This is a genomic window from Pseudomonas sp. 86_A, assembly GCF_017491705.1.
GTDB classification, from domain to species: Bacteria; Pseudomonadota; Gammaproteobacteria; order Pseudomonadales; family Pseudomonadaceae; genus Aquipseudomonas; species Aquipseudomonas koreensis.
Map to the genome: position 1 here is coordinate 173,345 of NZ_JAFGYS010000015.1, position 24,763 is coordinate 198,107.

Sequence of the window (24,763 nt, forward strand, 5' to 3'; positions counted from 1 at the left end):
TGCGCGGGATTAATTAGCGGGGTATGATAGCCGCCATCCGAAACCACTGAAAATTTATCCAGCGTTTTTTGCGCCCGACAATCCATGATCAGCACTGAACTCAAAACCACGATCCAGGGCGCCTATTCGCGTTTTCTTGAAGCCAAGAGCCTCAAACCGCGTTACGGCCAGCGCCTGATGATCGCTGAAATCGCCAAAGTCCTCGGGGATATCGACACCGACGACGAAGGCCGGCGCAGTGGCGACCCCGCGATTGTCGCGGTGGAAGCCGGCACCGGTACCGGCAAGACCGTGGCCTACAGCCTGGCGGCGATTCCGACGGCGAAGCTGGCCGGCAAGCGCCTGGTAATCGCCACCGCGACCGTGGCCCTGCAAGAGCAGATCGTCTACAAGGATTTGCCCGACCTGATGCGCAACAGCGGGCTGAACTTCAGCTTCGCGCTGGCCAAGGGCCGTGGCCGCTACATGTGCCTGTCCAAGCTCGACATGCTGCTGCAGGAAGGCCACGCGCAAACCGCCACCGCGCAGCTGTTCGAAGAAGAAGGTTTCAAGATCGAGGTCGACGAAGCCAGCCAGAAGCTGTTCACCAGCATGATCGAGAAGCTTGCTGGCAATAAATGGGACGGCGACCGCGACAGCTGGCCCAATGCGCTGGAAGACGCCGACTGGGCGCGCCTGACCACCGATCACAGTCAGTGCACCAACCGCCATTGCCCGAACTTCGGCCAGTGCGCGTTCTATAAAGCGCGCGAAGGCATGGGCAAGGTTGACGTGATCGTCACCAACCACGACATGGTCCTGGCTGACCTCGCGCTCGGCGGCGGTGCGGTGCTGCCCGACCCGCGCGACACCATTTACGTGTTCGACGAAGGCCACCACCTGCCGGACAAGGCCATCGGCCACTTCGCTCACTACACGCGCCTGCGCTCCACCGCCGACTGGCTGGAAACCACCGCCAAGAACCTCACCAAGTTGCTGGCCCAGCATCCGCTGCCGGGGGATCTCGGCAAGTTGATCGAGCAGGTGCCGGAGTTGGCGCGGGAGATCAAGACCCAGCAGCAGTTCATGTTCACCGCGTGCGAGCAGATCGCCGATTTCAAGCCCGGCGAAGACGTCGAAGGTCGCGAGCGGCCCCGCCATCGTTTCGTCGGCGGGGTGATTCCCGAGCACATGCGCGAAATGGGCATCGAGCTGAAAAAGGGCTACTCGCGGCTCAATGACCTGTTTACCCGCCTGACCGACCTGCTCAAGGAAGGCATGGACGGTGAGGTCAACATCGGCATCGCCAGCAATCAGGCCGAGGAGTGGTATCCGCTGTTCGGCAGCCTGTTGTCCCGGGCTTCGGGCAACTGGGAGCTGTGGACCGCGTTCACCGCCGAAGACCCGGAAGACAGCCCGCCGATGGCGCGTTGGCTGACGCTGGCCGAAAGCGGTTCGCTGTTCGATATCGAGGTCAACGCCAGCCCGATCCTTGCCGCCGAGACCTTGCGCCGCAGCCTGTGGAACGTGGCCTACGGCTGCCTGGTGACGTCGGCGACCCTGACCGCGCTGGGCACTTTCGACCGCTTCCGCATGCGCGCCGGCCTGCCGAAAAAAGCCGTCACCGCCGTGGTGCCAAGCCCGTTCCACCACGCCGACGCCGGCGTGTTGCGGGTCCCGGACCTGAAGGCCGACCCGCGGGATGCCGCGGCTCACACGGCGGCGATCATCCGCGAGTTGCCGGATCTGGTCGAAGGCTCGCGCGGCACGCTGGTGCTGTTCTCTTCGCGCAAACAGATGCAGGACGTGTTTGACGGTCTGGACCGCGACTGGCGCAAGCAAGTGTTCATTCAAGGCAACCTGTCGAAACAGGAAACCCTGAACAAGCACAAGGCGCGGGTCGATGGCGGTGATTCCAGCGTGCTGTTCGGCCTCGCCAGTTTCGCCGAAGGCGTGGACTTGCCGGGCGCGTACTGCGAACACGTGGTGATCGCCAAGATCCCGTTTTCGGTACCGGACGATCCGGTCGAGGCCGCGCTGTCGGAGTGGATCGAAGCCCGCGGCGGCAATCCGTTCATGGAAATCTCGGTGCCGGACGCCTCGCTGAAACTGGTCCAGGCCTGCGGCCGCCTGCTGCGGACCGAAGAAGACCGCGGCACCATCACCTTGCTTGATCGGCGGCTGGTCACCCAGCGCTATGGCAAGGCGATCCTCAATGCGTTGCCGCCATTCCGTCGTGAAATATCCTGAGACAACGGTGGGCAGTTTTGCCCGCCGCGCTGTCTATCTCTCTGCCATGCTTTTCCATTGGCCTTTTGGTCGTTAGGGAGAACTCCGTTCTTATGATTCGCCGCTCGTTGCCTGCCGTGTTTGCCTTGATCTTCGCCGCCCCCTTGTTGGCGGCGCCTGCCGGTCAGCAGACCCTGTTCAACTTCGTTCGCCCCGCGGATGTGGTGAAAGTCGTCACCGAAAACACTGACTTGCCACAAGCCAACGCCGAGCAAACCGCGGAAGGTGAAGTGCTGCGTCGGGTGACGTTCAACCCGGTTGCGCGCCCGACCCTGCGCCTGACCCCGCAGACTGGCGCGTGGGACTGGTCGCAGTCGGGCATGATGAGCCTGCGCCTGCAAAGCGCGATGAACTGGGCCGTGACGGTCTACGTGCAAATCCAGAGCAACAACGGGCAGACGCTGACCAGTCGCGTCGACCTGCCGGCCGGACCTGCGCAAACCCTGCTGGTGCCGCTGGTGGCAACCTCGCCGCTGAGCCAGGGCATGAAGGCCGGGCCGCCGATGCCGATGACCGTCGATGGTCAGCGGATTCTGCTGGCCAGCAGCAGCGGTGAACTGGATCGTAGCCAGGTGGTGTCGGTCAGTTTGTGGATGGATCAGCCAAAAGCCGCGCAGAGCTTGCTGCTCGAGCGTTTCGGCGTGCAGGACGGTGAGGCGGTGACCCGCGCCGTCTACGGCAATCTGGTGGACGCTTACGGTCAATCGACCCGCAACAAATGGCCGGAAAAAATCAGCAGCGACGAACAACTGAAATCCGCCGCCGCCAGGGAAGAGCAACAGCTGAAAACCTGGCTGGCCGAGCGCGAAAAGTCCTCGCTGGACAAGTTCGGTGGCTGGAGCAAAGGCCCGGCGTTCAAGGCCAGCGGCTTTTTCCGCACGGAAAAGCGTGACGGTCGCTGGTACCTGGTGACCCCTGAAGGGCATCCGTTCTATTCGCTGGGAGTCAACACCGTCAGCCCGGAGGTCAACCAGACCTACGTGGCCGGGCGCGAATGGATGTTCGAATCCCTGCCCAAAGCCGACGAGCCACTGGCCAGCCATTTCGGCGAGGGCGACAACCGTGGCGGCAACGGCGCCGATCAGGGCCGGGGCTACAACGCCGGGCGCTGGTACGATTTCTACGCGGCCAACCTGCAACGCCTGTATGGCGAACCCTGCGCCGCGCAGGCGAAAACCGCAGCGGCCGCAGAACCGACGAGCGCGGCGCCATGCAAGGCCACGGTCGATGAGCAGAAGTGGGCCACACACACCCTTGATCGCCTGCAAGCCTGGGGCTTCAACACCGTCGGCAACTGGAGCGCCGATTCGCTGAGCGATGCCGCGCGGGTGCCTTACACCTTGCCACTGTCGATCATTGGCGATTACGCCAGCATCAGCACCGGTAACGACTGGTGGGGCGGCATGCCGGATCCGTTCGATCCGCGTTTTGCCATGGCCACCGAGCGCGCCGTGGCCATTGCCGCGCGCGATCACCGCGACGACCCCTGGCTGATCGGTTACTACGCTGACAACGAGCTGGCCTGGGCCGGTCCGGGCGATGATCCGAAGTCGCGCTATGCCCTGGCTTACGGCACGCTGAAATTGACCACCGACGTGCCGGCCAAACGCGCGTTTCTCAAACAATTGCGCGACAAATACCGCAATCAGGAAGGGCTGTCGAAAGCCTGGGGCATTGAGTTGCCCGCCTGGGAATTGATGGAAGACCCGGGTTTCGTGCCGCCGGTGCCGAATCCGGAGCACCCGGAAATCGAAAACGATTTCAAATATTTCCAGAAGGTGTTCGCCGACACCTACTTCAAGACCATCTCCGATTCGCTGAAATGGCACGCGCCGAATCAGTTGCTGCTGGGCGGCCGGTTTGCCACCAGCACCCCGGAAGCCGTGGCGTCCTGCGCGCAGTATTGCGACGTGCTGAGCTTCAACATGTACACGTTGAAACCGCAGGACGGGTATGACTTCGCCGCTTTGCGCGCCCTCGACAAACCGGTGCTGATCACCGAATTCAACTTCGGCTCCAGTGATCGTGGGCCGTTCTGGGGCGGCGTGACGCAACTGGCGCGGGAGGAAGACCGTGGCCCGGCGTACGCCAACTTCCTCAAGCAGGCGTTGAGCGAACCGTCGATTGTCGGCGTGCACTGGTTCCAGTATCTGGACCAACCGGTGACCGGGCGTCTGCTCGACGGCGAGAACGGACACTTCGGTCTGGTGGGGGTTACCGATCTGCCGTATCAGGGGTTCGTCGAAGCGGTGCGCAAGAGCAACCTGCAGGCGCTTGATCAGTTGGGCAAGGAGGCTGAGAAAGCTGCCGCCGCCGCTGGTCATGAAGCCGAAGGCGGGCGCAAGGGTGAAGCCGGCAAAGGCCCGGGGGCCGGGCATGCGGGTGGGCATTCGGGCAATGGCCATTAAGGCTTGATGCCTTGAAAGATCGCTGCCGCAGGCTGCGATCTTTTGATTGCTCTTTGAAATGACCACCCGGCCCGCAGCTGTTCCCAAATCCCTCAAGGGCTGGAACAATGCGGGCCACTTTGTAGATCGTTTTCGCGGGGGAGTTGCGGGTGCAGATTCAGGGACATTACGAACTTCAATTCGAAGCGGTGCGCGAGGCGTTCGCGGCACTGTTCGACGATCCCCAGGAACGCGGCGCAGCGTTGTGCATCAAGGTCGGCGGAGAAACGGTCCTCGACCTCTGGTCCGGTACCGCCGACAAGGATGGCACCGAGGCCTGGCACAGCGACACCATCGCCAACCTGTTCTCCTGCACCAAGACCTTCACCGCGGTCACCGCGTTGCAACTGGTGGCCGAAGGCAAACTGCAACTCGATGTCCCGGTTGCCCGTTACTGGCCGGAGTTCGCTGCCGCTGGCAAAGAATCCGTCACCCTGCGCCAATTGCTCTGCCATCAGGCCGGTTTGCCGGCCCTGCGCGAGTTGCTGGCGCCGGCTGCTCTCTACGAATGGCAAACCATGGTCGACGCCCTCGCGGCCGAAGCCCCGTGGTGGACGCCGGGCACCGGCCACGGCTATGCCGCCATCACCTATGGCTGGCTGGTTGGGGAATTGCTTCGTCGCGCTGACGGTCGCGGGCCGGGCGAGTCCATCGTCGCCCGAGTCGCCAAGCCGCTGGGGCTGGATTTCCACGTCGGTCTGGCTGACGAAGAGTTCTACCGCGTGGCGCATATCGCTCGCGGCAAGGGCAATGTCGGTGATGCCGCTGCCCAGCGCCTGTTGCAAGTGACCCTGCGTGAGCCGACCGCGATGACCACCCGGGCCTTCACCAATCCGCCGTCGGTGCTCACCAGCACCAACAAACCGGAATGGCGGCGCATGCAGCAGCCGGCCGCCAACGGTCATGGCAATGCACGCAGCCTCGCCGGTTTCTACGCCGGTTTGCTCGATGGCAGCCTGCTCGAAAGCGACATGCTCGAAGAACTGACCCGCGAACACAGCTATGGTGAGGACAAGACCCTGCTGACCCGCACCCGTTTTGGTCTGGGCTGCATGCTCGATCAGCCGGACATGGCCAACGCCACCTACGGCCTCGGCCCGCGTGCGTTCGGTCATCCGGGGGCGGGTGGTTCGGTGGGTTTTGCTGATCCGGAGCACGATGTCGCGTTCGGTTTTGTGACAAATACCCTTGGGCCATACGTCTTGATGGATCCGCGCGCGCAGCAGCTGGCGCGGGTACTTGCCACTTGTCTGTAAAGCACGACATGCGGTTCCAGGGTTGGAACCAGATTCGGATTTTTGATTCAAAGCGTCTGTTTATCCGGGCAAAAGAGCTCTGATCTTTCATTACTTCACTTTGTGGATTTTCAATGTCATCCAAAAAAACTCTCGCCCTGGCCCTGTGCGTTGCGATTACCGGTTGTGCACAGACTCCTAAAAACGATGCGGACGGCAGCAGTTGGTGGCCGTTCGGGTCTTCCGACAAAGTGGCGGCCAAAGAGCCGGCACCGGCTCCAGCCCCGCTCAAACCTGCCGCCACGGCACCCGTGGCCAAGACTGAAAGCAGCAGCCACTGGTACTGGCCGTTTGGCGGTTCCGATGATGCGGCGGCCAAGGCTGAGGTGAAGCCTGAAGTAAAACCTGAAGCCAAACCGGTCGCGGTTGCCAAGGCCGATGCCGACACTGGCAGCAAGTGGTGGTGGCCGTTCGGCGGCAAGGATCAGTCCACTGCTAAAGCAGTGCCGATGCCTGACCCGAAAGTTACCCAAGCCTGGCTGGATGACTACGAACCGCGCCTGCGTGCGGCGATCAAGGACAGCAACCTGCAACTCGAACGCCGGGACAACGTGCTGGTGGTGATTGCGCCGGTGGAAGGCTCGTTCAACCCGAAGCGTCCGGCCATGTTGCTACCGGTGACCCTCAGCCCGTTCACCAATGTTGCGAAAATCCTCGAAGCTGATCCGAAAACCGCAGTATTGGTGCTCGGTCACAGCGACAACACCGGTGCTGCACCGGCCAACGTCAAACTCAGCCAGGAGCGCGCCCAGTCCGTGGCGGCGATCTTCCGCCTGAGCGGCCTGCAGCGAGATCGCCTGATGCTTCGCGGCATGGGCGGCGATGCCCCGCGTGCCGCCAACGACAGCGCCGAAGGCCGTGCCCTGAACCGTCGCGTGGAGTTGCTGGTGACCCCGCAGAACACCATGGTGGCCCTGCTGAGCAAGTACAACATGCCGGCGCCGGCACCGACCACGATGATTGCCGCCCAGGACGTCAAGCCTGCGGCCAAGCCGGTGACCCCGGCGCCAGCGGCGGCGAAAGCTGCGGTGCCTGCGAGCAAAAAGGCGCCAGCGAAGAAAGCGGCGGCCAAGGCACCTGCGAAGAAGGCGGCAACCAAGGCTCCGGCGAAAGCTCCTGCCAAGAAAACCGCTCCGGCCAAAGCAGCAACGGCTGACAAGAAAGTGGCCGCCACCGATACTGCCAAGCAGTGATCCGCTAACGAAAAGGAATGCGCCATGACCCAGGCTCTGGCAGATATGCGTCGTGATTACACCCGGGACGGTCTGACCGAGGCGCAAGCCCCGGGCGAACCGTTTGCGCTGTTCCACCAATGGTTTGCCGACGCGGTGAAAACCGAACAGGCGCCGGTGGAGGCCAACGCCATGACCCTGGCCACGGTCGATGCGGACGGTCGACCGCATTGCCGCATTCTGCTGCTCAAGGGCCTGGACGCGCAGGGCTTCACCTTCTTCACCAACTACGACAGCGCCAAGGGCCAGCAGCTGGCGGCCAACCCGTTTGCCGCCATGACCTTCTTCTGGCCGAGCCTGGAACGTCAGGTGCGCATCGAAGGGCGTGTGCAGAAGGTCACGCCTGAAGAGTCCGACGCGTATTATCAGGTGCGTCCGCTGGGCAGCCGGCTCGGGGCCTGGGCCTCACCGCAGAGCCGGGTGATCAACGGCCGTGGCGAGCTGGAGGATCTGCTCAAGGCGACTGAACAGCGCTTCAGCGACACCCAGCCCGACTGCCCGGAACACTGGGGCGGTTATCGTTTGCTGCCGGAGCGCATCGAGTTCTGGCAAGGCCGTCCGAGCCGCCTGCACGATCGCCTGAACTACCGTTTGCAGGGCGCGAGCTGGATTCTTGAACGTCTGGCGCCTTAAGCAGTCTACCGAGCGTGATAGCCTGCCGCAGTGGCCTCAAGCCACTTCGGCAAGTCCCGACGCTTGATTTTCTGCGCCCGGGCATGAGCCAGTTGTTCGAGAATGAAGGCGCGCTTGCCCTCATCCTTGCCCGCCAGGGACAGCGCGAGGTCACGATCCATCCAGCGTCTGATCCGCACGTACAGCCACCCGTGGAAGTACAGACCGGCGACGGTGGTGACGAAAATGATCAAGTAATCCATGAAAATCCTTGGCTCGGCAGGGCAGGTTGGGCGATTTGGCGCTACTGTTGGGTGGGTCTGCAGGTGCCTGTACCGGGCCTGAATAAAATCAAGTTTATCCAGGCTGTGTCGTGACAGGCGTCAAGCAGCGGGGTTTAATGAATACATGTTCTTTTGGAGTTGATGCTATGCGTAAGTCTGTTCTGCTGGTTGCTTCCTTTTCCACGATGGCGATGTTGCTGACCGGCTGCCAGTCGAGCCTGACCGGTGACTCCTACTCCCGTGACGAAGCGCGTCGTGTGCAGACGATTCGCATGGGCACCATCGAATCCCTGCGTCCGGTGAAAATCGAAGGCACCAAGACCCCGATCGGCGGCGCTGCAGGCGCAGTGGTCGGCGGTGTCGGCGGCAGCGCCATCGGTGGCGGCAAGGGCAGCATCGTCGCGGCGGTCATCGGTGCTGTGGCCGGTGGTCTGATCGGTTCCGCGACTGAAGAAGGCCTGACCCGCACCCAAGGCGTGGAAATCACCGTACGCGAAGACGACGGCAGCATGCGCGCCTACGTGCAACAGGTTCAGGAAAACGAAGTATTCCGTGTCGGTGAGCGCGTGCGCATCTCCACCGTCGGTGGCACCAGCCGCGTTTCGCACTAAGCGGCAACGAGCGGTAAAGAAAAACCCCGATCAGGTGACTGGTCGGGGTTTTTTGTTTGTTTCACTTCGCCTGATCAGTGCTGCGCACAGGTGCCCATGAAATACTCCAGACCCTTCGGGAAGCTGACGTTCAGAAGGACTTCCAATGCGCTTACTTGATCCCGGCTCAATAACAACTCTCCAGGCTCCAGTTCGTTAAGCGGCTTGGATTCAATGAGCTGTGCAACCTTTTCATTCATTTCGCTACCGTTGATATCCATTTCAAACTGTAGCGAGCTGTCTTGGATTTCGTCAGGGTAAAACCCGGTTATTGATAGGTAACGCATGTTTTAGTCCCTTAATTTCTAGAGGTTCTTCTATCCGGCTCGGCGGGCCCGGTTTGTTCACCAGTAATATGATTGAACTCACCCAGATGAGTGGTTCCCAGTTTGTCGTATTTTTCTACAGCATTGCTTTTGTAATCCCATTCATAGATCCGACCTTTGCGGTCTACCCAGCGTGCTCGCCGCTTTCCTCCACCCTGAACCGATGACTTGGACTTCACTCTGACCGCATCAGGAAACGCAGGTAGCGTCTTTGGGTGGTCGTAGTAGGCATGGTCGCGAGCTCGACTGAGCACGATGTAAACCGGCTTAACCCCTGAATCCGCCGGAAACACCAGAATGAAATCCCGATACTCCGGCGGATAAACCGGATTCACCAGAATTCCGTCAGCCGCTTTGGTCGGTGGATACACCCAGATGTGCGGTGCCTGCGGAGCGGCTTCCAGCGCGGGGATGCCGAGGATGTCGGAGCCGTCCACGGCGGGCGTCCAGATCAGTTCGATGCCTTCACCCAGGTCTGCAATGAACTGACTACCGCGCGTGCTGAACTGCACGACATCGACCATTTCCCAATCACGGTTGCTGCCGGTGTAAAAGCCGTAGCCCCGCAGATTGCCGTCGGCCTGTTGTTCGATGCGCAGGCGAACGCGGGTGCGGGCCTGTTTGAGGCTGCGCAGTTGCTCATCGCTGTAGAGGGCGCTGTCGCCGAGGCTGGAAGGCATGAGCAGCGCAACCAGTCCTGCCAAGGTAGCGGTTGCCGTTCCGGCGGCAATCGCGGGTAGCGCCTCGAACGCGGCGCCGACCAATGCGAAACTGCCCAGCCCGGCGGGAATCGCCGTGGCGCCGATTTTCTTCAGGGCAACGCCGCCGTTTTCATCGCTTTCGCGAGCGCCAAGCAGGATCAGCTCGCCGTAATCCTTGAGGCTGTCGGTCGGCACCATCCCCGAAGGATTCGAATAATCAATGATCGCGTCCGGCAACTTGCAGGACTTGGCGAACACGCACCCGGCGCGTACGGGATCAGGCTTTTTCGCCGCAACCTCTCGACTGCGCTCGAAAGCCTCCTGCCGCGCCAGCATGGCCTCGTAAGCGTTCTGTCTGGCCTCGCGCTTGGCCAGTTCAGTGGCCGTCATATAGCGGTAGGTGACGTGATGCCCGTCGCCCGCCGGTGGGTTGGGAACCCGGGGAATGTCCTTGTTGCGAGCCACAAAGCGTCCTTTCGTTCATCCATCGACAGCCCTTCGAGAGGGCTGTGCGACGTTAACGAAGCAGGCAGATGGTGGCTGTAGGACGCGTCGCTATTGAGGTGGGGATTAGTCGCTATCTGTCAGATAAGCCGGCTTGTGGTGAGGGGATTTATCCCCGGGATTGTTCGCTGGTTTTCAGACGAGCCTGGACTTGTGGCGAGGGAGCTTGCTCCCGCAGGAGCGCGAAGCGATCCCGATATCCCGGGTCTGCTGCGCAGCCCAGCGGGAGCAAGCTCCCTCGCCACAACGAGCCCATTCACAGGTCCTATGCAGGTGAATGTACGTTATGGCGACTCGCCGCCGCCGTCACCGCATACCCGATTAACGCCGCCAGAATCGAACCGGTCAGGATGCCCATCCGGTCCATCCCGGCGTAGTCGCTCACGCCCGGTTCAAAGGCCAGCGAGCCGACAAACAGGCTCATGGTGAAACCGATGCCGCAGAGGATCGCCACGCCCAGCACCTGACCCCAATTGGCGCCCTGGGGCAGGGCGGCGATGCCGATTTTCACCGCCAGCCAGGTCAGGCCGAACACGCCGACGGTCTTGCCCAGCAGCAGGCCGACGGCGATGCCCATGGGGACGTGATGGGTGAAGCTTTCGACGGTGACGCCGCTCAGCGACAGGCCAGCGTTGGCGAAGGCGAACAGCGGCAAGATGCCGTACGCGACCCACGGGTGCAGCGCGTGTTCGAGGGTCAGTAGCGGCGAAGGCTCGGCATTGCGGGTGCGCAGCGGAATGCAGAACGCCAGCGTGACCCCGGCCAGCGTCGCGTGGACGCCGCTCTTGAGCACGCACACCCACAGGATCAAACCGATGATCATGTAGGGCCCAAGCTTGACCACCCCGAGCCGGTTCATCGCCACCAGCGCCGCGATGCACGCCGCCGCCAGCCCCAGCGACAGGGTCGAGAGCTCGCCGGAATAGAAGACCGCAATGATCACGATGGCGCCGAGGTCGTCGATGATCGCCAGGGTCATCAGGAACAGTTTCAGCGACACCGGCACCCGGTTACCCAGCAGCGCGAGTACACCGAGAGCGAAAGCGATGTCAGTGGCGGTGGGAATCGCCCAGCCGTCGAGGGCTGGCGGGTTGTCCCGATTGAGCCACCAGTAAAGCAATGCCGGCACGACCATGCCGCCAATCGCTGCGGCGCCCGGCAAGACGATCTGCGACGGTTTCGACAGCTGCCCGTCGAGCACTTCGCGCTTCACCTCCAGGCCGATCAGCAGGAAGAACAGCGCCATCAGCCCGTCGTTGATCCACAACAGCAGCGGCTTGGCGATCTTCAACGCCCCGATCTGCGCGACAACGGGGGTGTCGAGCAGCCCGGTGTACAGCCACGACAGCGGTGAGTTGTTAATGATCAGGGCGAGGAGGGCTGCGGCGATCAACAGCAGGCCACTGGCCGCTTCCAGCTGAAAGAAACGCGTGAAGGTTCTACGCAGCGGCAAGGTCGCTCTCCATCAACATTCGCAAAGGACTGACACCCGCGCACAACACCTGTAACGGGTAACACTTGCACAGAGCCTAGCAGTTGGCGGATATATTGGGCCTCAGCTGTATCTGTGAGCCTTGTAGGTTTTTTCCTATGCTGGGTGACCGAGCCTGTGACGAGGCCATTCCTGCCCGATTCAACGAGAGCATGACCATGAGCGACAACCGACAGTGGGCCCGCGAAGCCATCCGCATCATCGAAGCGGACTTCCAGCGCAGCGCCGACACCCACCTGATCCCCTTGCCGCTGCCGGGTTTTGCGGGCATCGAGTTGTACTTCAAGGACGAGTCCAGTCACCCCACCGGCAGCCTCAAGCATCGCCTGGCGCGCTCGCTGTTCCTGTACGCGTTGTGTAACGGCTGGCTCAAACCCGGTGCGCCGGTGATCGAGGCGTCCAGCGGTTCGACGGCGATTTCCGAGGCGTATTTCGCGCGCATGCTTGGCCTGCCGTTCATTGCGGTGATGCCGGCAACCACCTCCAAAGAGAAGATCGCGCAGATCGCCTTCTACGGCGGCCAGAGCCATCTGGTAAAGGATCCGACGCAGATTTACGCCGAATCCGAGCGTCTGGCCCGCGAGCATGGCGGCCACTTCATCGATCAGTTCACCTACGCCGAGCGGGCCACCGACTGGCGGGCGAACAACAACATCGCCGAGTCGATCTTCCAGCAGATGCGTTTCGAGAAACACCCGGAGCCGAGCTGGCTGATTTCCAGCCCGGGCACCGGCGGCACCACCGCGACCCTCGGCCGTTACGTGCGCTATCGCCAGCATTGCACGCGGGTGCTGTGCGCCGATGCCGAGCGTTCGGTGTTTTTCGATTACTACCAGACCGGCGACGCCAGCCTGCGTCTGGACTGCGGTTCGCGGATCGAAGGCATTGGCCGGCCACGGGTGGAAGCGTCGTTCCTGCCCAAAGTGATCGATGCGATGGTCAAGGTGCCGGACGCCTTGTCGCTGGCGGCCATGCATTACCTGGCGCAGCGCCTGGGGCGGCATGTCGGCGGGTCGAGCGGCACCAATCTGATCGGCGCGCTGATGGCGGCGCAGCAGATGCAAGCGGCGGGGGAGTCGGGGTCGATCGTGGCGATTCTGTGCGATGGCGGCGAACGCTATGCCGACACTTATTACGATCAGGCCTGGCTGAAGGCGCAAGGCTATGAGCTGGAGGGGTTGATCGCGGCGGTGGCGGCGAGTGCCGAGCGCGGTGAGGCGCTGCCGACTTCAGTGTTGCGCGCCAATATCTAAAAGCAAAAAGATCGCAGCCTGCGGCAGCTCCTACAGGGGAGTACATTCCTGTAGGAGCTGCCGCAGGCTGCGATCTTTTGATCTTGAGAATTAAGCCTCAATCCCCAGAATGTCGCGTGCCACAGCTTCCGCGATGCGAATCCCGTCCACACCCGCCGACAGAATCCCGCCGGCATAACCCGCGCCTTCGCCGGCCGGGAACAAGCCTTTGACGTTCATGCTCTGCAGCGACTCATTACGCGTGATGCGCAGCGGTGACGAGGTGCGGGTTTCGATCCCGGTCAACACCGCGTCATGCAGCGAGTAACCGCGAATCTGCTTCTCGAACGCCGGCAATGCTTCACGAATCGCTTCGATGGCAAAGTCCGGCAGCGCCAGGGCCAAGTCGCCCAGGGCCACGCCCGGTTTGTACGACGGCTCGACTTCGCCCAGTTCGGTCGAAGGAATGTCGTTGATGAAGTCGCCCACCAGTTGTGCCGGGGCCTTGTAGTCGCTGCCGCCGAGGATGAACGCGTGGGATTCCAGGCGCTCCTGCAACTCGATGCCGGCCAGCGGGCCGCCCGGGTAGTCGACTTCCGGGGTGATGCCGACGACGATCCCGGAGTTGGCGTTACGCTCGTTACGCGAGTATTGGCTCATGCCGTTGGTGACCACGCGGTTCGGCTCGGAAGTCGCCGCCACCACGGTGCCGCCCGGGCACATGCAGAAGCTGTAGACCGAACGGCCGTTCTTGGCGTGGTGCACCAGTTTGTAGTCGGCGGCGCCCAGCTTGGGGTGGCCGGCGTACTTGCCCAGGCGCGCACGGTCGATCAGCGATTGCGGGTGTTCGATGCGGAAACCCACCGAGAACGGCTTGGCTTCCATGAACACGCCACGGCTGTGGAGCATGCGGAAGGTGTCACGGGCACTGTGGCCGAGGGCCAGGACCACGTGTTTCGAATGCAGGGTTTCGCCGCTCGCCAGTTGCACGCCGACCAGTTGGCCGTCGTCGATCAGCACGTCAGTGACGCGCTCCTGGAAACGCACTTCACCGCCCAGAGCGCGGATTTCTTCACGCATGGTCTCGACCATGCCGGTCAGACGGAACGTACCGATGTGCGGTTTGCTGACGTAGAGGATTTCTTCCGGCGCGCCGGCCTTGACGAATTCGTGCAGGACTTTACGGCCAAGGAACTTCGGATCCTTGATCTGGCTGTACAGCTTGCCGTCGGAGAACGTGCCCGCGCCGCCTTCGCCGAACTGCACGTTGGACTCGGGGTTGAGCACGCTTTTACGCCACAGGCCCCAGGTGTCCTTGGTGCGCTGACGCACTTCGGTGCCGCGTTCGAGGATGATCGGCTTGAAGCCCATCTGTGCCAGCAGCAGGCCGGCGAAAATCCCGCACGGGCCGAAACCGACCACGATCGGGCGCTGGCTCAGGTCGCTCGGCGCCTGACCGACGAATTTGTAGCTGACATCCGGCGCCACGTTGACGTTACGGTCGTCGGCGAACTTGCCCAGCACCTTGGCCTCGTCGCGTACGTTGAGGTCGATGGTGTAGATGAAGCACAGTTCGGAGGACTTTTTGCGCGCGTCGTAGCTGCGCTTGAACAAGGTGAAATCGAGCAGATTATCGCTGGCGATGCCCAGGCGCTGCACGATGGCAGCACGCAGGTCTTCTTCGGGATGGTCGATTGGCAGCTTGAGTTCGGTGATTCGTAACATGGCGAGGATCCGGATTCGCGGGGCGCACAACTGCGCCAGGGCGTTTGAAGGCCGCGATTATAAGCCGCAAAGGCCGGATCCGGTGAGGCTAAAACGCTCAGTCGTTGCGCGATCCGCCGAAATACCCGCAACCACGCTCGACCTTGCCGTCGATGCGCAGCTCGGCGCTCATGTGCTGCACGCTGCCGGTGCTGCTGTCGACGCAGCGTTGCGGCGCGACCCACAACTCGATGCGCTGGTTGTTGGCTTCGCTGCTCAGGTTGAAGCGACCATCGCCCAGTTGTTCTTCGACATAAGGCACGGCCAGCGCCGGCTGGCCTTCACGGTCGATGACCATGCCCTTGCCGCTGACTTTGACGTTCCACTCCGGACCGTGGCCGGCGGCACGCAGGATCAATAGCTTGAAGTTCGGGTCATCGCACGCGGTGCCGGAGCGCTCGACGCGGTACAACTGGGCGAGGTCGAGGCGGTCGCCGGCGATCTTCCCGCGCACGTCGGCAAACAGCTTGCCCTGCTGATCGGCAAGGGTCGCGGCCTCTTGCAGCACGCTGGTGCCGCCGATGTCGTTGACCACGTACTGACGCTGTTCGCCACACGGCTGGAACACCAGTCTGCCGTCAGCCGCCGTCAACTGCCCCTGCATCCGGCTCTGCCCGACGTGGGAAGCACTTTGCCGCGGGCCATCGAGCAATTGGCAGGCGGCGAACAACGGCAGCAGGGCAACAACGATCAATGAACGGGCAACACGCATCTTCGGCTCTCCAGACAAGTGCCGCCACGTTACGCAGGCTGACCGTTGATCACAAGACTTGAGTGCCAGGTCGGGAGGCGCTATTGAGTTGCCCGTTGTCCGCCAGCATAGTGGCGCACCTGTGTGGGCGTGGATTCATTGAGCATGAAACAAAACCCTTCGGTGTTCCCTGAACGGCTGTATGCGCTGGACGCACTGCGCGGTATTGCGGCGTTGGCGGTGGTTTTCTGGCATTGGCAGCACTTCTTTTTCCAGGGCGCACTGCCCGGCCCTTTGCAGCGTGAAGACCAACCGCTGTATAGCCTGTTTTCATTGTTCTATCGCCACGGCGGCGATGCGGTCTCGCTGTTTTTCAGTCTTTCGGGGTTTATCTTCTTCTGGCTGTTTTCCCAAGGACTGGCGCAACGGGAGATCAGCGGCAAACAGTTTTTCATGGAGCGTTTCAGCCGGATCTATCCACTGCATCTGGTGACGTTCCTGGCGGTCGCCCTGTTGCAGAAAATCTATAGTGCGCACACGGGGAATGCGTTCGTGTATCCGTTCAATGATGCCTGGCACGCGCTGCTCAATGTGTTTCTGGCACCCGCGTGGGGATTGGAGCAAGGCTGGTCGTTCAACGGCCCGGCATGGTCGATATCGGTGGAGGTGTTGCTGTACGCAGGGTTTTTCCTGCTGTGGCGTTACTCGCCGGCGCCGCTGCTACTCAGTGCGTTGTTGATTGCCGTGAGCCTGTGGGTGTTTCCGGCGCAGTACAAAATCAGTCTCGGGGTGTTCGGGTTTTTCTGTGGCGGCCTGGGTTACATCGCTGCGGACTGGCTGTTGCGGCGCTTTGATGTGCGCTGGGTCGCTGCCGGCCTGGTACTGGCCTGCGGGGCTGGCTGGTGGTGGTGGTGTGGCGACGATGCGGCGCAATCACCGTTGGTCAGGTTTGCCGTGCTGTTTCCATTGACCATTGTTGCCGTCGCCGCTTGCCACCCATGGTTGCAGCCGCTGGCGCGCCGTGTGTCCTGGCTGGGGGACATCAGTTTCGCCGCCTATTTGCTGCACTTTCCCTTGCAAATTGTCGCGGCGCTGTTGGCCGATAAATTTCTGCCTGGACGCGCCGTTTTTTATCAGCCGTGGAGCCTGCTGTTGTTTTTTGCGGTGCTGATCGGTAGCAGCCTGTTGTGTCACTACGTGTTTGAGCGCCCCGTGCAACGTTGGATACGCCGACGTACAGGGGGACACAACAAGGTTGCCGCGATGGCCCGTTGATGCCCCCTGCCTACGAGGCATTCAGCCTACGTGAAAGGTCTGCCCTGTTTGCAGACCTTCGACACTTTTCGCGTAGGCCAGCGCCACATCCGCCGCCGGAACCGGTTTGTAGCCACGGAAGTACGGGGCGTAGCTGCCCATGGCTTCCAGCAGCACCGTCGGGCTGATCGAGTTTACCCGCAGACCGCGCGGCAGTTCGATGGCGGCGGCTTTCACGAAGCTGTCCAGTGCGCCGTTGACCAGTGCCGCCGAGGCGCCGGAGCGGATCGGATCGTGGCTGAGCACGCCGGTGGTGAAGGTGAACGAGGCGCCGTCGTTGGCGTATTCGCGGCCGATCAGCAGCAGGTTGACCTGGCCCATCAGCTTGTCTTGCAGGCCCAGGGCGAAGCTGTCGGCGTTCATCTCACCCAGTGGGGCGAAGGTCACGTTGCCGGCTGCACAGACCAGCGCGTCGAACTTGCCGGTTTGCTCGAACAGCTGGCGAATCGAATCGCTGTCGCTGATGTCGACCCGGAAGTCGCCGCTGCTGCGACCGATGCGAATCACTTCGTGGCGCTGGCTCAGTTCTTTGTCCACGGCCGAACCAATGGTGCCGGCGGCACCGATCAACAGAATCTTCATGGGCTGTTCCTCAATGGGTTGAACGAGGTTTCAGTCTAGAGTGGTTTTTTCTGCGGATAAGCGCACTAATAGGCAACCTTTGGTTTTCAAATGGAAACAATCCATGAGTGAAATGGATGATCTGGCGGCGTTTGCGGTGTTGATCGAGGCGGGCAGTTTCACTTTGGCGGCGCAGCAATTGGGCTGCAGCAAGGGCCAGTTGTCCAAGCGCATCAGCCAGTTGGAAGCGCAGTTTTCCGTGGTATTGCTGCAACGCACCACCCGCCGCTTGAGCCTGACCGCGGCGGGCGCTGCATTGTTGCCCCAAGCCCAGGCGCTGGTGTTGCAGGTGGAGCGCGCGCGTCAGGCGCTGGCGCGGCTGAAGGATGATATGGCCGGACCGGTACGGATGACGGTGCCGGTGTCGCTGGGGGAAACCTTCTTCGACGGATTGCTGCTGGAGTTTTCACAAAAATACCCCAAGGTGCAGATCGAGCTGGAGCTGAACAACCACTATCGGGATCTGTCTCGGGATGGCTTCGATCTAGCGATTCGCACCGAGGTGGCCAATGACGAACGCCTGGTGGCCAAACCCTTGCTGGCGTGGCAGGAAATGACCTGCGCCAGCCCGGCCTATCTTGAACAGTTTGGCGAGCCGCTGACCCCGCAGGAGCTGGCCGAACACCGGTGCCTGCTCAACAGCCACTACAGCGGTCGCGAAGAGTGGCTGTATCACCAACAGCACGAACTGCTCAGGGTGCGGGTCTGCGGCCCGTTCGCCAGCAACCACTACAACCTGCTGAAGAAAGCCGCCCTGGCCGGCGCCGGCATCGCCCGCCTGCCGTCATATTTGTTGCAGGCGGAACTGGCTGACGGCCGTTTGCGCTGGCTGCTGCGCGACTTTCAGACCCGGCGCATGCCGATGTACCTGGTGCATCCGTATCAGGGCGGCTTGCCCAAACGCACGCAGGTGCTGGCGGATTATCTGATCGGCTGGTTCAAGCGCAGCGGCGAGGCGCTGGATCGACTTCAGCGATAACGTCGGGCGATCAGGTGATCGATCGACAATTTCCCCGGCCCGGTCGCCATCAGGTACAACAGCACCGCTGCCCAGGTGCCGTGGGTCGGATACGCATCCGGGTAGACGAACAGTTGAATGGTCAGGGTCATGCCCAGCAGCGCCAGTGCGGAAAACCGTGTGGCGAAGCCGATCAGGATCAGCACCGGGAAGAAGTGTTCGGCGAACGCCGCCATGTGCGCGGCGATTTCCGGTGACAGCAACGGCACGTGGTACTCGCTTTTGAACAGAGGAATGGTCGAGTCCGCCAGGCGTGGCCAGCCGAGTTGAAAGGTGCCGTCGATCAGGTCGATGGCCAGGCCTTCGACCTTGGTCTGCCCGGACTTCCAGAACACCGCGGCAATCGAAAAACGTGCGATGAAGGCGATCAGGCTGTGGGGGATTTTCTCCAGCAGCGTGATGGCGCGGGCGATGAGGTTGTTCATGGCGATTCCTTGTCGTTCAGGTCAACGATGGCGTTGTGCGCAATCAGCAGCGCGAGGGTGTGGCTGAGGTCGAATGGCGGACTGTTTTGGGCGGCCGCCAGCAGCGGCTGGTCATCGAGCAGGTGGCGCAGAAACACGCTGGCGCCGGGTTCGAGGGCAAACACCTCGACGTCGAGGCCATTGCGCAGCACCAGGGCGTGCTGCCCGTGGTGGATGTCGATGCCGGCCAGCGTTGCGTCCCCTTGATGTGCGGCCCAGATCGCGACCACAGCGTGGTGTGAATCCAGTAGATGCAGGGACGGATGAAGCGTGAAGCGCAGGTGGCTCAGCCCATCGGGATTGGCCAGCGCTTCGGTGATCCGTTCAGGGCGCACCGGCAACGCATCGGCGGCGTGGTAGGCGCGGGTACGCAGGCGTTCCAGACGTGCCACGTCGGCCAGATACGGCACGCTCGCCGCCGGTTCGAAGGCGTCGATGAAGGCTGGCAGGGCGTCGCCGTAACGGCTCATCAACGGGCTGTCGGGTGGCTGCTGTTGTACGAACACAGCGGCCATGGCGCGGAAGAACGCCTCACCGACCAATTGCTGCACCACCGGGTAACTGTCTGCCAAGGCATTGATCAGCGACCCCTGCACATTGTTGCGGTACACCGAAAATCGACTGGCCGGGTCGGCGCCATTGGCGCTGCACAAACCTTCGGGGCAGGGCCGTTGTGGGTCGAGCAGGGCCGCAGCAAAAGCCGCTTGAGTGCTCATGGCCGTGCTCCCGCGCCTAGCAGTATGTCGTCGGCCTGCCGCGCCTCGGCCAGCAACACGTTGAAGGCCGGCACCTGATTGTCGCGCTCGATCAGGGTCGCCACCGCGCCAGTGCGCTGCAGCGCTTGCCGGTACAAGGTCCAGACCGCCTGATCGACCGGCGCACCGTGATCGTCGATCAGCAAGCGGTCGCCGAGGCTGTCACTGTCTTCGGCAAATCCGGCCAGGTGAATCTCGCCCACGGCGTGCAGTGGCAGGGCGTCGAGATAGGTCAGTGGATCGCGCTGATGATTGATGCACGAGACGTAGACGTTATTCACGTCCAGCAACAGGCCGCAGCCGCTGCGCCGCACCACTTCGGCGATGAAGTCCGGCTCATCGAGGGTGGAGCGCTGGAACCCCAGATAGGTCGCCGGATTTTCCAGCAGCATCGGGCGTTTCAGGGTGGTCTGCACCTGATCGATGTGTTCGCAGACCCGGTTCAGGGTCGGCGTGTCATAGGCCAGCGGCAGCAAGTCATTGAGGAACACCGGGCCGTGGCTCGACCAGGCCAGGTGTTCGGAAAAGGAGTGTGGTTGATAGCGCTCGATCAGGTTCTTCAGGCGTTGCAGGTGCTGAATGTCCAGTGGCCCTTCGGCCCCGATGGACAGCCCGACGCCGTGCAGCGACAGCGGATACTGCTCGCGGATCAAACCGAGAAACTGATGAAACGGACCGCCGTCCACCATGTAGTTTTCGGCGTGGACTTCGAAGAAACCGAGGTCCGGCAGTGAACCGAGCACTTCAGTAAAGTGCCCGGTCTTGAGCCCCAGCCCGGCACGGGGCGGGAGCCCGGGGAGGGCTGCCTGAGTGCGGGGTGGGACAGGTTCGTCGAGGGTGAACATGATCGTCACTCAGGCAGGCCGTGGATCAGGACTTGGCTTTGAACGCTTCCATCTGACCGAAACCGGTCGGAGAGGTCTTGCTCTCGGTGGTGGCGCAGGTGCCTTTTGGCACGAGTTTCCAGGCGTTTGGCTGGTAGTCCGTTTTCGCGGTGCCGGCACACGTGGTGCCTGCGCCCGCAGCGCAATCGTTGTGACCTTTCATGGCCACGCCAAAGCATTTCTCCATGTCGGCATCAGCGGCGTGGACGGTCGACACGGCGGCCATGCTCAGGGCAGAGCCAAGGGCCAGAACCAGGGCGGTAGCGGACAGGGTGCGGGTGGTAGCAGTCATGATGTTTCTCCAGATTTGAGCTTGGGTTTTGCAAGCGAAGTGCGCTTGCTTACCCCACTAGAGAACGCTCATGACGATGCGTTACAGCGCAGCCGAAATTTTTCAGAAAAAATGCAAAACCGTGTAGGAGCTGCCGCAGGCTGCGATCTTTTGATCTTGCTTGAAAAGGCAATGGCAAAAGATCGCAGCCTGCGGCAGCTCCTGCAGGGGAATGTGTGAGGTAAAAAAAAACGGCCCGAAGGCCGTTTTCTTGTTCAACGAAAAGCATCAACCGCCGAGGTACGCCTCGCGCACTTTCGGGTCGGTCAGCAGGGCTTCACCGGTGCCTTGCATGACCACGCGGCCGTTCTCCAGAACGTACGCACGGTCAGCGATTTTCAGCGCCTGGTTGGCGTTCTGCTCGACCAGGAACACCGTCACACCGTCCTTGCGCAGCTGTTCGATGATGTCGAAGATCTGCTGGATGATGATCGGCGCCAGGCCCAGCGACGGCTCGTCGAGCAGCAGCAGTTTCGGCTTGCTCATCAGCGCACGGCCGATGGCGAGCATTTGCTGTTCGCCGCCGGACATGGTGCCGCCGCGCTGGTTGAAGCGTTCTTTCAGGCGCGGGAACAGGCCGAGGACCTTGTCCATTTGCGCTTGATAGTCGCCCTTGTCGGTGAAGAAACCGCCCATCGACAGGTTCTCTTCGACGGTCAGACGAGCGAACACCCGACGACCTTCCGGCACCACCGCGATGCTTTTGCGCATGATCTGCGAAGAGTCCTGGCCGACCAGTTCCTCACCCATGTAGCGGATGCTGCCGCTGTGCGCCTGCGGCGAACCGCAGAGCGTCATCAGCAACGTGGACTTGCCGGCACCGTTGGCGCCGATCAGCGTCACGATCTCGCCCTGACGGACTTCGACGTTGACGCTGTGCAGGGCCTGGATCTTGCCGTAGAAGGTGGAAACGTTTTCGAACTGCAGCATTTACGCTTCCCCCAGGTAGGCTTTGATCACTTCAGGATTGTCGCGGATCTGTTCCGGCGTGCCGTCGGCCAGAGGCGTGCCCTGGTTGATCACGACGATGTGGTCGGAAATGCTCATGACCAGTTTCATGTCGTGCTCGATCAGCAGCACGGTGACGTTGTGCTCTTCACGCAGCACGCTGATCAGCGCCTTGAGGTCTTCGGTTTCCTTCGGGTTCAGACCGGCGGCCGGTTCGTCGAGCATGAGGATCCGTGGGCGGGTCATCATGCAGCGGGCGATTTCCAGGCGCCGTTGCTGACCGTAGGCCAGGGTGCCGGCGGTACGGTTGGCGAACTCTTTCAGGTTGACCTTTTCCAGCCAGTACTCGGCATATTCCATGGCCTCGCGTTCGCTCTTGCGGAACGCCGGGGTCTTGAACAGGCCGGCCAGGAAGTTGGTGTTCAGGTGACGGTGCTGGGCGATCAACAGGTTCTCGACCGCTGTCATGTCCTTGAACAATCGCACGTTCTGAAAGGTGCGCACCACGCCCTTGAGGGCGATCTTGTGCCCCGGCAGGCCCTGGATCGGCTCGCCGTCCAGCAGGATGCTGCCGCCCGAAGGCTGGTAGAAACCGGTCAGGCAGTTGAACACGGTGGTCTTGCCCGCGCCGTTCGGCCCGATCAGCGCCACCACTTGTTTTTCCTTCACGGTCAGGGCCACGCCATTGACCGCCAGCAAGCCGCCGAAGCGCATGCTCAGGTTTTCGACTTTAAGAATCTCGCGGCTCATTTTCGCAACTCCATGTGTGGGCGTTGCATCGGCAGCAGACCTTGTGGACGCCAGATCATCATCAACACCATCAGCGCACCGAACATCAACATCCGGTATTCGCTGAACTCACGCATCATTTCCGGCAACAGGATCATCACCACGGCCGCGAGAATCACGCCCAGCTGCGAGCCCATGCCACCCAGCACGACGATGGCGAGGATGATCGCCGACTCGATGAAGGTGAACGATTCCGGTGTCACCAGACCCTGACGGGCAGCGAAGAAGCTACCGGCGAAACCGGCGAAGCTCGCACCCAGGGTGAACGCCGACAGCTTGATGATCGTCGGATTCAGACCCAGTGCCCGGCAGGCGATTTCATCTTCACGCAGCGCTTCCCACGCACGGCCGATCGGCATGCGCAGCAGGCGGTTGATGATGAACAGCGCCGCCAGCGCCAGCAACAGGGCCACCAGGTAGAGGAAGATCACCTTGTTGATCGAGTTGTATTCGAGGCCGAAATACTCGTGGAAGGTTTGCATGCCTTCCGCGGCCTTGCGTTCGAAGGTCAGGCCGAAGAACGTCGGTTTCTCGATGTTGCTGATGCCGTTCGGACCGCCGGTGATGTCGGTCAGGTTACGCAGGAACAGACGGATGATCTCGCCGAAGCCGAGGGTCACGATCGCCAGGTAGTCACCGCGCAGACGCAACACCGGGAAGCCCAGCAGGAAGCCGAACGTCGCCGCCATCAGACCGGCAATCGGCAGGCAGATCCAGAAGCTCAGGCCGTAGTAGTGCGACAGCAGCGCGTAGCTGTAGGCGCCGACGGCGTAGAAGCCGACGTAACCCAGATCGAGCAGACCGGCCAGACCCACGACGATGTTCAGGCCGAGGCCGAGCATCACGTAGATCAGGATCAGCGTTGCGATGTCCACCGCGCCCCGGGAGCCGAAGAACGGCCAGATCAGCGCACCCAGGATCAGCGCGATGATGATGTAGCGCTGGGTGGTCGGCAGGGTCAGGAAGTTGCTGGCCTTGGCCGGGATCAACGGCAGGCCCGGCGAGGATTTCCACGCCTTGCTGATCTGCTGGTTGAACAGCACCCGCAGGAACATCAGCACCGAGCACACGGCGATGGTCGCCAGAATGGCCGGGCTGGTGCCGTGCACTTCGAGGTTGATGCCGACGATGGTCAGTTTCAGACCGAGTACCGGGTAGGCCACGGCCCACACCAGCAAAGCGCTGAACAGCGCCTGTTTAAGATTCCTAGTCATACTTTCTCAACCTCCGGACGGCCCAGAATGCCGGTCGGACGGAACAACAGCACCAGAACCAACAAGCCGAAAGCCACGACGTCCTTGTACTGGTCGCCGAAGATATCGGCACCGAACGCTTCCGCCACCCCAAGCACCAGCCCGCCGAGCATCGCTCCGGGGATGCTGCCGATGCCGCCCAGTACCGCGGCGGTGAAGGCCTTGAGGCCGACGAGGAAACCGGCGTTCGGGTTGATCACGCCGTACTGCATGCTCAGCAGCACAGCCGCGACGGCCGCCAGCGCAGCACCGATGACGAAGGTCAGGGCGATGATGTTGTTGGTGTTGATGCCCAGCAGGTTGGCCATCTTGATGTCTTCGGCACAGGCGCGGCAGGCGCGGCCCAGGCGAGAGCGGGAGATGAACAGCGTGAGGCCGAGCATGGCGACCAGGGTCACCACGAACACCACGATTTGCATGTAGGAAATCAGCACTTCATGTGCGCCACCTGGCCCGATGGAAATGTTTCCAGGGATCAGGTTGGGGATGGATTTGTCCTTGGAGTCTTGCGCCAGCAGAACCGTGTTCTGCAGGAAGATCGACATACCGATGGCGGAAATCAGCGGGATCAGACGGTTGCTGCCGCGCAGGGGGCGGTAGGCGATCCGTTCGATGCTGTAACCGTAGGAACTGGTGACGACGATGCTCGCGATGAACGCTGCGGTCATCAACAGCGGGACGTTGTCGATTCCCATCATGGCCAGCCCGGCAATGGCGATGAACGCCACGTAGGAACCGATCATGTACACCTCGCCGTGGGCGAAGTTGATCATTCCAATGATGCCGTAGACCATCGTATAGCCGATGGCGATCAGGGCATACGTGCTGCCAATGGTCAGGCCATTAACCAGCTGTTGGAAGAAGTGATAGATGTCAGGCATTACAACG

At 61.8% G+C, this 24,763-nt stretch carries 25 protein-coding genes; 10 read left to right on the top strand and 15 right to left on the bottom strand.

The features are described 5' to 3' along the window. Positions 1-84: 84 nt before the first annotated feature. From dinG to pdxH, 5 genes are all read left to right on the top strand, one after another. Positions 85-2,229 (top strand): ATP-dependent DNA helicase DinG, encoded by a 2,145-nt coding sequence (gene dinG / locus J5M57_RS22885; protein WP_003222341.1) that lies wholly within the window; start codon positions 85-87, stop codon positions 2,227-2,229. A 92-nt stretch (positions 2,230-2,321) separates the two neighbouring features. Next, complete coding sequence (locus J5M57_RS22890) at positions 2,322-4,676, top strand: beta-galactosidase (RefSeq protein WP_207847101.1); 2,355 nt, start codon at positions 2,322-2,324, stop codon at positions 4,674-4,676. A gap of 149 nt (positions 4,677-4,825) precedes the next feature. Then, positions 4,826-5,971, top strand: coding sequence for a serine hydrolase domain-containing protein (locus tag J5M57_RS22895; protein ID WP_207847099.1), 1,146 nt, complete (start codon positions 4,826-4,828; stop codon positions 5,969-5,971). A 113-nt stretch (positions 5,972-6,084) separates the two neighbouring features. Continuing rightward, positions 6,085-7,203 carry an OmpA family protein gene (locus J5M57_RS22900; protein WP_207847097.1) on the top strand — a complete coding sequence of 373 codons (1,119 nt, stop codon included), beginning with the start codon at positions 6,085-6,087 and terminating at the stop codon, positions 7,201-7,203. A gap of 24 nt (positions 7,204-7,227) precedes the next feature. Then, complete coding sequence (pdxH, locus tag J5M57_RS22905) at positions 7,228-7,875, top strand: pyridoxamine 5'-phosphate oxidase (RefSeq protein ID WP_207847095.1); 648 nt, start codon at positions 7,228-7,230, stop codon at positions 7,873-7,875. A 5-nt stretch (positions 7,876-7,880) separates the two neighbouring features. On the opposite strand, the gene J5M57_RS22910 is transcribed toward pdxH, so the two are convergent. Further along, on the bottom strand, positions 7,881-8,117 hold the full coding sequence (locus J5M57_RS22910) for a hypothetical protein (RefSeq protein WP_207847085.1): 237 nt from the start codon (positions 8,115-8,117) through the stop codon (positions 7,881-7,883). A gap of 167 nt (positions 8,118-8,284) precedes the next feature. On the opposite strand from J5M57_RS22910, the gene J5M57_RS22915 reads away from it, so the two are divergent. Continuing rightward, complete coding sequence (locus tag J5M57_RS22915) at positions 8,285-8,749, top strand: glycine zipper 2TM domain-containing protein (RefSeq protein WP_007969461.1); 465 nt, start codon at positions 8,285-8,287, stop codon at positions 8,747-8,749. A 74-nt stretch (positions 8,750-8,823) separates the two neighbouring features. Here the strand turns inward: J5M57_RS22915 and J5M57_RS22920 are convergent, their stop codons facing one another. From J5M57_RS22920 to nhaA, 3 genes are all read right to left on the bottom strand, one after another. Further along, positions 8,824-9,075 carry a pyocin S6 family toxin immunity protein gene (locus J5M57_RS22920; protein ID WP_064586336.1) on the bottom strand — a complete coding sequence of 84 codons (252 nt, stop codon included), beginning with the start codon at positions 9,073-9,075 and terminating at the stop codon, positions 8,824-8,826. Between the two features lie 11 nt (positions 9,076-9,086). Then, positions 9,087-10,280 carry an S-type pyocin domain-containing protein gene (locus J5M57_RS22925; RefSeq protein WP_207847083.1) on the bottom strand — a complete coding sequence of 398 codons (1,194 nt, stop codon included), beginning with the start codon at positions 10,278-10,280 and terminating at the stop codon, positions 9,087-9,089. 304 nt (positions 10,281-10,584) lie between these two features. Then, on the bottom strand, positions 10,585-11,772 hold the full coding sequence (nhaA, locus tag J5M57_RS22930; RefSeq protein WP_207847078.1) for a Na+/H+ antiporter NhaA: 1,188 nt from the start codon (positions 11,770-11,772) through the stop codon (positions 10,585-10,587). A gap of 191 nt (positions 11,773-11,963) precedes the next feature. Between nhaA and J5M57_RS22935 the strand changes: the two genes are divergently transcribed. After that, positions 11,964-13,064, top strand: a complete 1,101-nt coding sequence (locus J5M57_RS22935) for a PLP-dependent cysteine synthase family protein (protein WP_169841134.1) — start codon at positions 11,964-11,966, stop codon at positions 13,062-13,064. A 90-nt stretch (positions 13,065-13,154) separates the two neighbouring features. On the opposite strand, the gene J5M57_RS22940 is transcribed toward J5M57_RS22935, so the two are convergent. Together J5M57_RS22940 and J5M57_RS22945 are read right to left on the bottom strand one after the other, a co-directional pair. Then, complete coding sequence (locus J5M57_RS22940) at positions 13,155-14,768, bottom strand: NAD(P)/FAD-dependent oxidoreductase (RefSeq protein ID WP_207847077.1); 1,614 nt, start codon at positions 14,766-14,768, stop codon at positions 13,155-13,157. A gap of 97 nt (positions 14,769-14,865) precedes the next feature. After that, positions 14,866-15,519, bottom strand: a complete 654-nt coding sequence (locus J5M57_RS22945; RefSeq protein ID WP_064586342.1) for a hypothetical protein — start codon at positions 15,517-15,519, stop codon at positions 14,866-14,868. Between the two features lie 144 nt (positions 15,520-15,663). Between J5M57_RS22945 and J5M57_RS22950 the strand changes: the two genes are divergently transcribed. Then, complete coding sequence (locus tag J5M57_RS22950; protein WP_207847076.1) at positions 15,664-16,773, top strand: acyltransferase; 1,110 nt, start codon at positions 15,664-15,666, stop codon at positions 16,771-16,773. 21 nt (positions 16,774-16,794) lie between these two features. Here the strand turns inward: J5M57_RS22950 and J5M57_RS22955 are convergent, their stop codons facing one another. Then, on the bottom strand, positions 16,795-17,394 hold the full coding sequence (locus tag J5M57_RS22955; RefSeq protein WP_207847074.1) for a short chain dehydrogenase: 600 nt from the start codon (positions 17,392-17,394) through the stop codon (positions 16,795-16,797). A 103-nt stretch (positions 17,395-17,497) separates the two neighbouring features. Here J5M57_RS22955 and J5M57_RS22960 point away from each other — a divergent pair, with 103 nt between their 5' ends. Continuing rightward, a complete protein-coding gene (locus J5M57_RS22960; RefSeq protein WP_207847072.1) occupies positions 17,498-18,412 on the top strand; it encodes a LysR family transcriptional regulator in 915 nt (304 codons plus the stop codon). On the opposite strand, the gene J5M57_RS22965 is transcribed toward J5M57_RS22960, so the two are convergent. Genes J5M57_RS22965 through J5M57_RS22980 form a run of 4 tightly spaced genes read right to left on the bottom strand, consistent with a single transcriptional unit; the run spans position 18,403 to position 20,846 of the window. Beyond that, positions 18,403-18,876 (bottom strand): DoxX family protein, encoded by a 474-nt coding sequence (locus J5M57_RS22965; protein ID WP_169841130.1) that lies wholly within the window; start codon positions 18,874-18,876, stop codon positions 18,403-18,405. The two genes, J5M57_RS22960 and J5M57_RS22965, sit on opposite strands and share 10 nt — an antisense overlap. Beyond that, the gene (locus J5M57_RS22970) at positions 18,873-19,631 is read right to left on the bottom strand and encodes a DNA-binding domain-containing protein (RefSeq protein WP_207847062.1); all 759 of its coding nucleotides are present in this window, start codon (positions 19,629-19,631) and stop codon (positions 18,873-18,875) included. Before J5M57_RS22970 ends, J5M57_RS22965 begins: the two co-directional genes overlap by 4 nt. After that, positions 19,628-20,515: a DUF692 domain-containing protein gene (locus J5M57_RS22975; RefSeq protein WP_207847060.1), complete on the bottom strand. Its 888-nt coding sequence runs from the start codon at positions 20,513-20,515 to the stop codon at positions 19,628-19,630. Before J5M57_RS22975 ends, J5M57_RS22970 begins: the two co-directional genes overlap by 4 nt. A 25-nt stretch (positions 20,516-20,540) precedes the next feature. Next, the gene (locus tag J5M57_RS22980) at positions 20,541-20,846 is read right to left on the bottom strand and encodes a DUF2282 domain-containing protein (protein WP_064586348.1); all 306 of its coding nucleotides are present in this window, start codon (positions 20,844-20,846) and stop codon (positions 20,541-20,543) included. A 21-nt stretch (positions 20,847-20,867) separates the two neighbouring features. Here J5M57_RS22980 and J5M57_RS22985 point away from each other — a divergent pair, with 21 nt between their 5' ends. Continuing rightward, a complete protein-coding gene (locus J5M57_RS22985; RefSeq protein WP_207847059.1) occupies positions 20,868-21,065 on the top strand; it encodes a hypothetical protein in 198 nt (65 codons plus the stop codon). Positions 21,066-21,113: 48 nt separating this feature from the next. On the opposite strand, the gene J5M57_RS22990 is transcribed toward J5M57_RS22985, so the two are convergent. Genes J5M57_RS22990 through livH form a run of 4 tightly spaced genes read right to left on the bottom strand, consistent with a single transcriptional unit; the run spans position 21,114 to position 24,756 of the window. Beyond that, complete coding sequence (locus J5M57_RS22990; protein ID WP_064586349.1) at positions 21,114-21,815, bottom strand: ABC transporter ATP-binding protein; 702 nt, start codon at positions 21,813-21,815, stop codon at positions 21,114-21,116. Continuing rightward, positions 21,816-22,583: a high-affinity branched-chain amino acid ABC transporter ATP-binding protein LivG gene (livG, locus tag J5M57_RS22995; protein ID WP_025110759.1), complete on the bottom strand. Its 768-nt coding sequence runs from the start codon at positions 22,581-22,583 to the stop codon at positions 21,816-21,818. Continuing rightward, a complete protein-coding gene (locus J5M57_RS23000) occupies positions 22,580-23,836 on the bottom strand; it encodes a high-affinity branched-chain amino acid ABC transporter permease LivM (RefSeq protein ID WP_025110758.1) in 1,257 nt (418 codons plus the stop codon). Before J5M57_RS23000 ends, livG begins: the two co-directional genes overlap by 4 nt. Then, positions 23,833-24,756: a high-affinity branched-chain amino acid ABC transporter permease LivH gene (gene livH, locus J5M57_RS23005; protein ID WP_003222384.1), complete on the bottom strand. Its 924-nt coding sequence runs from the start codon at positions 24,754-24,756 to the stop codon at positions 23,833-23,835. Before livH ends, J5M57_RS23000 begins: the two co-directional genes overlap by 4 nt. Positions 24,757-24,763: the final 7 nt, after the last annotated feature.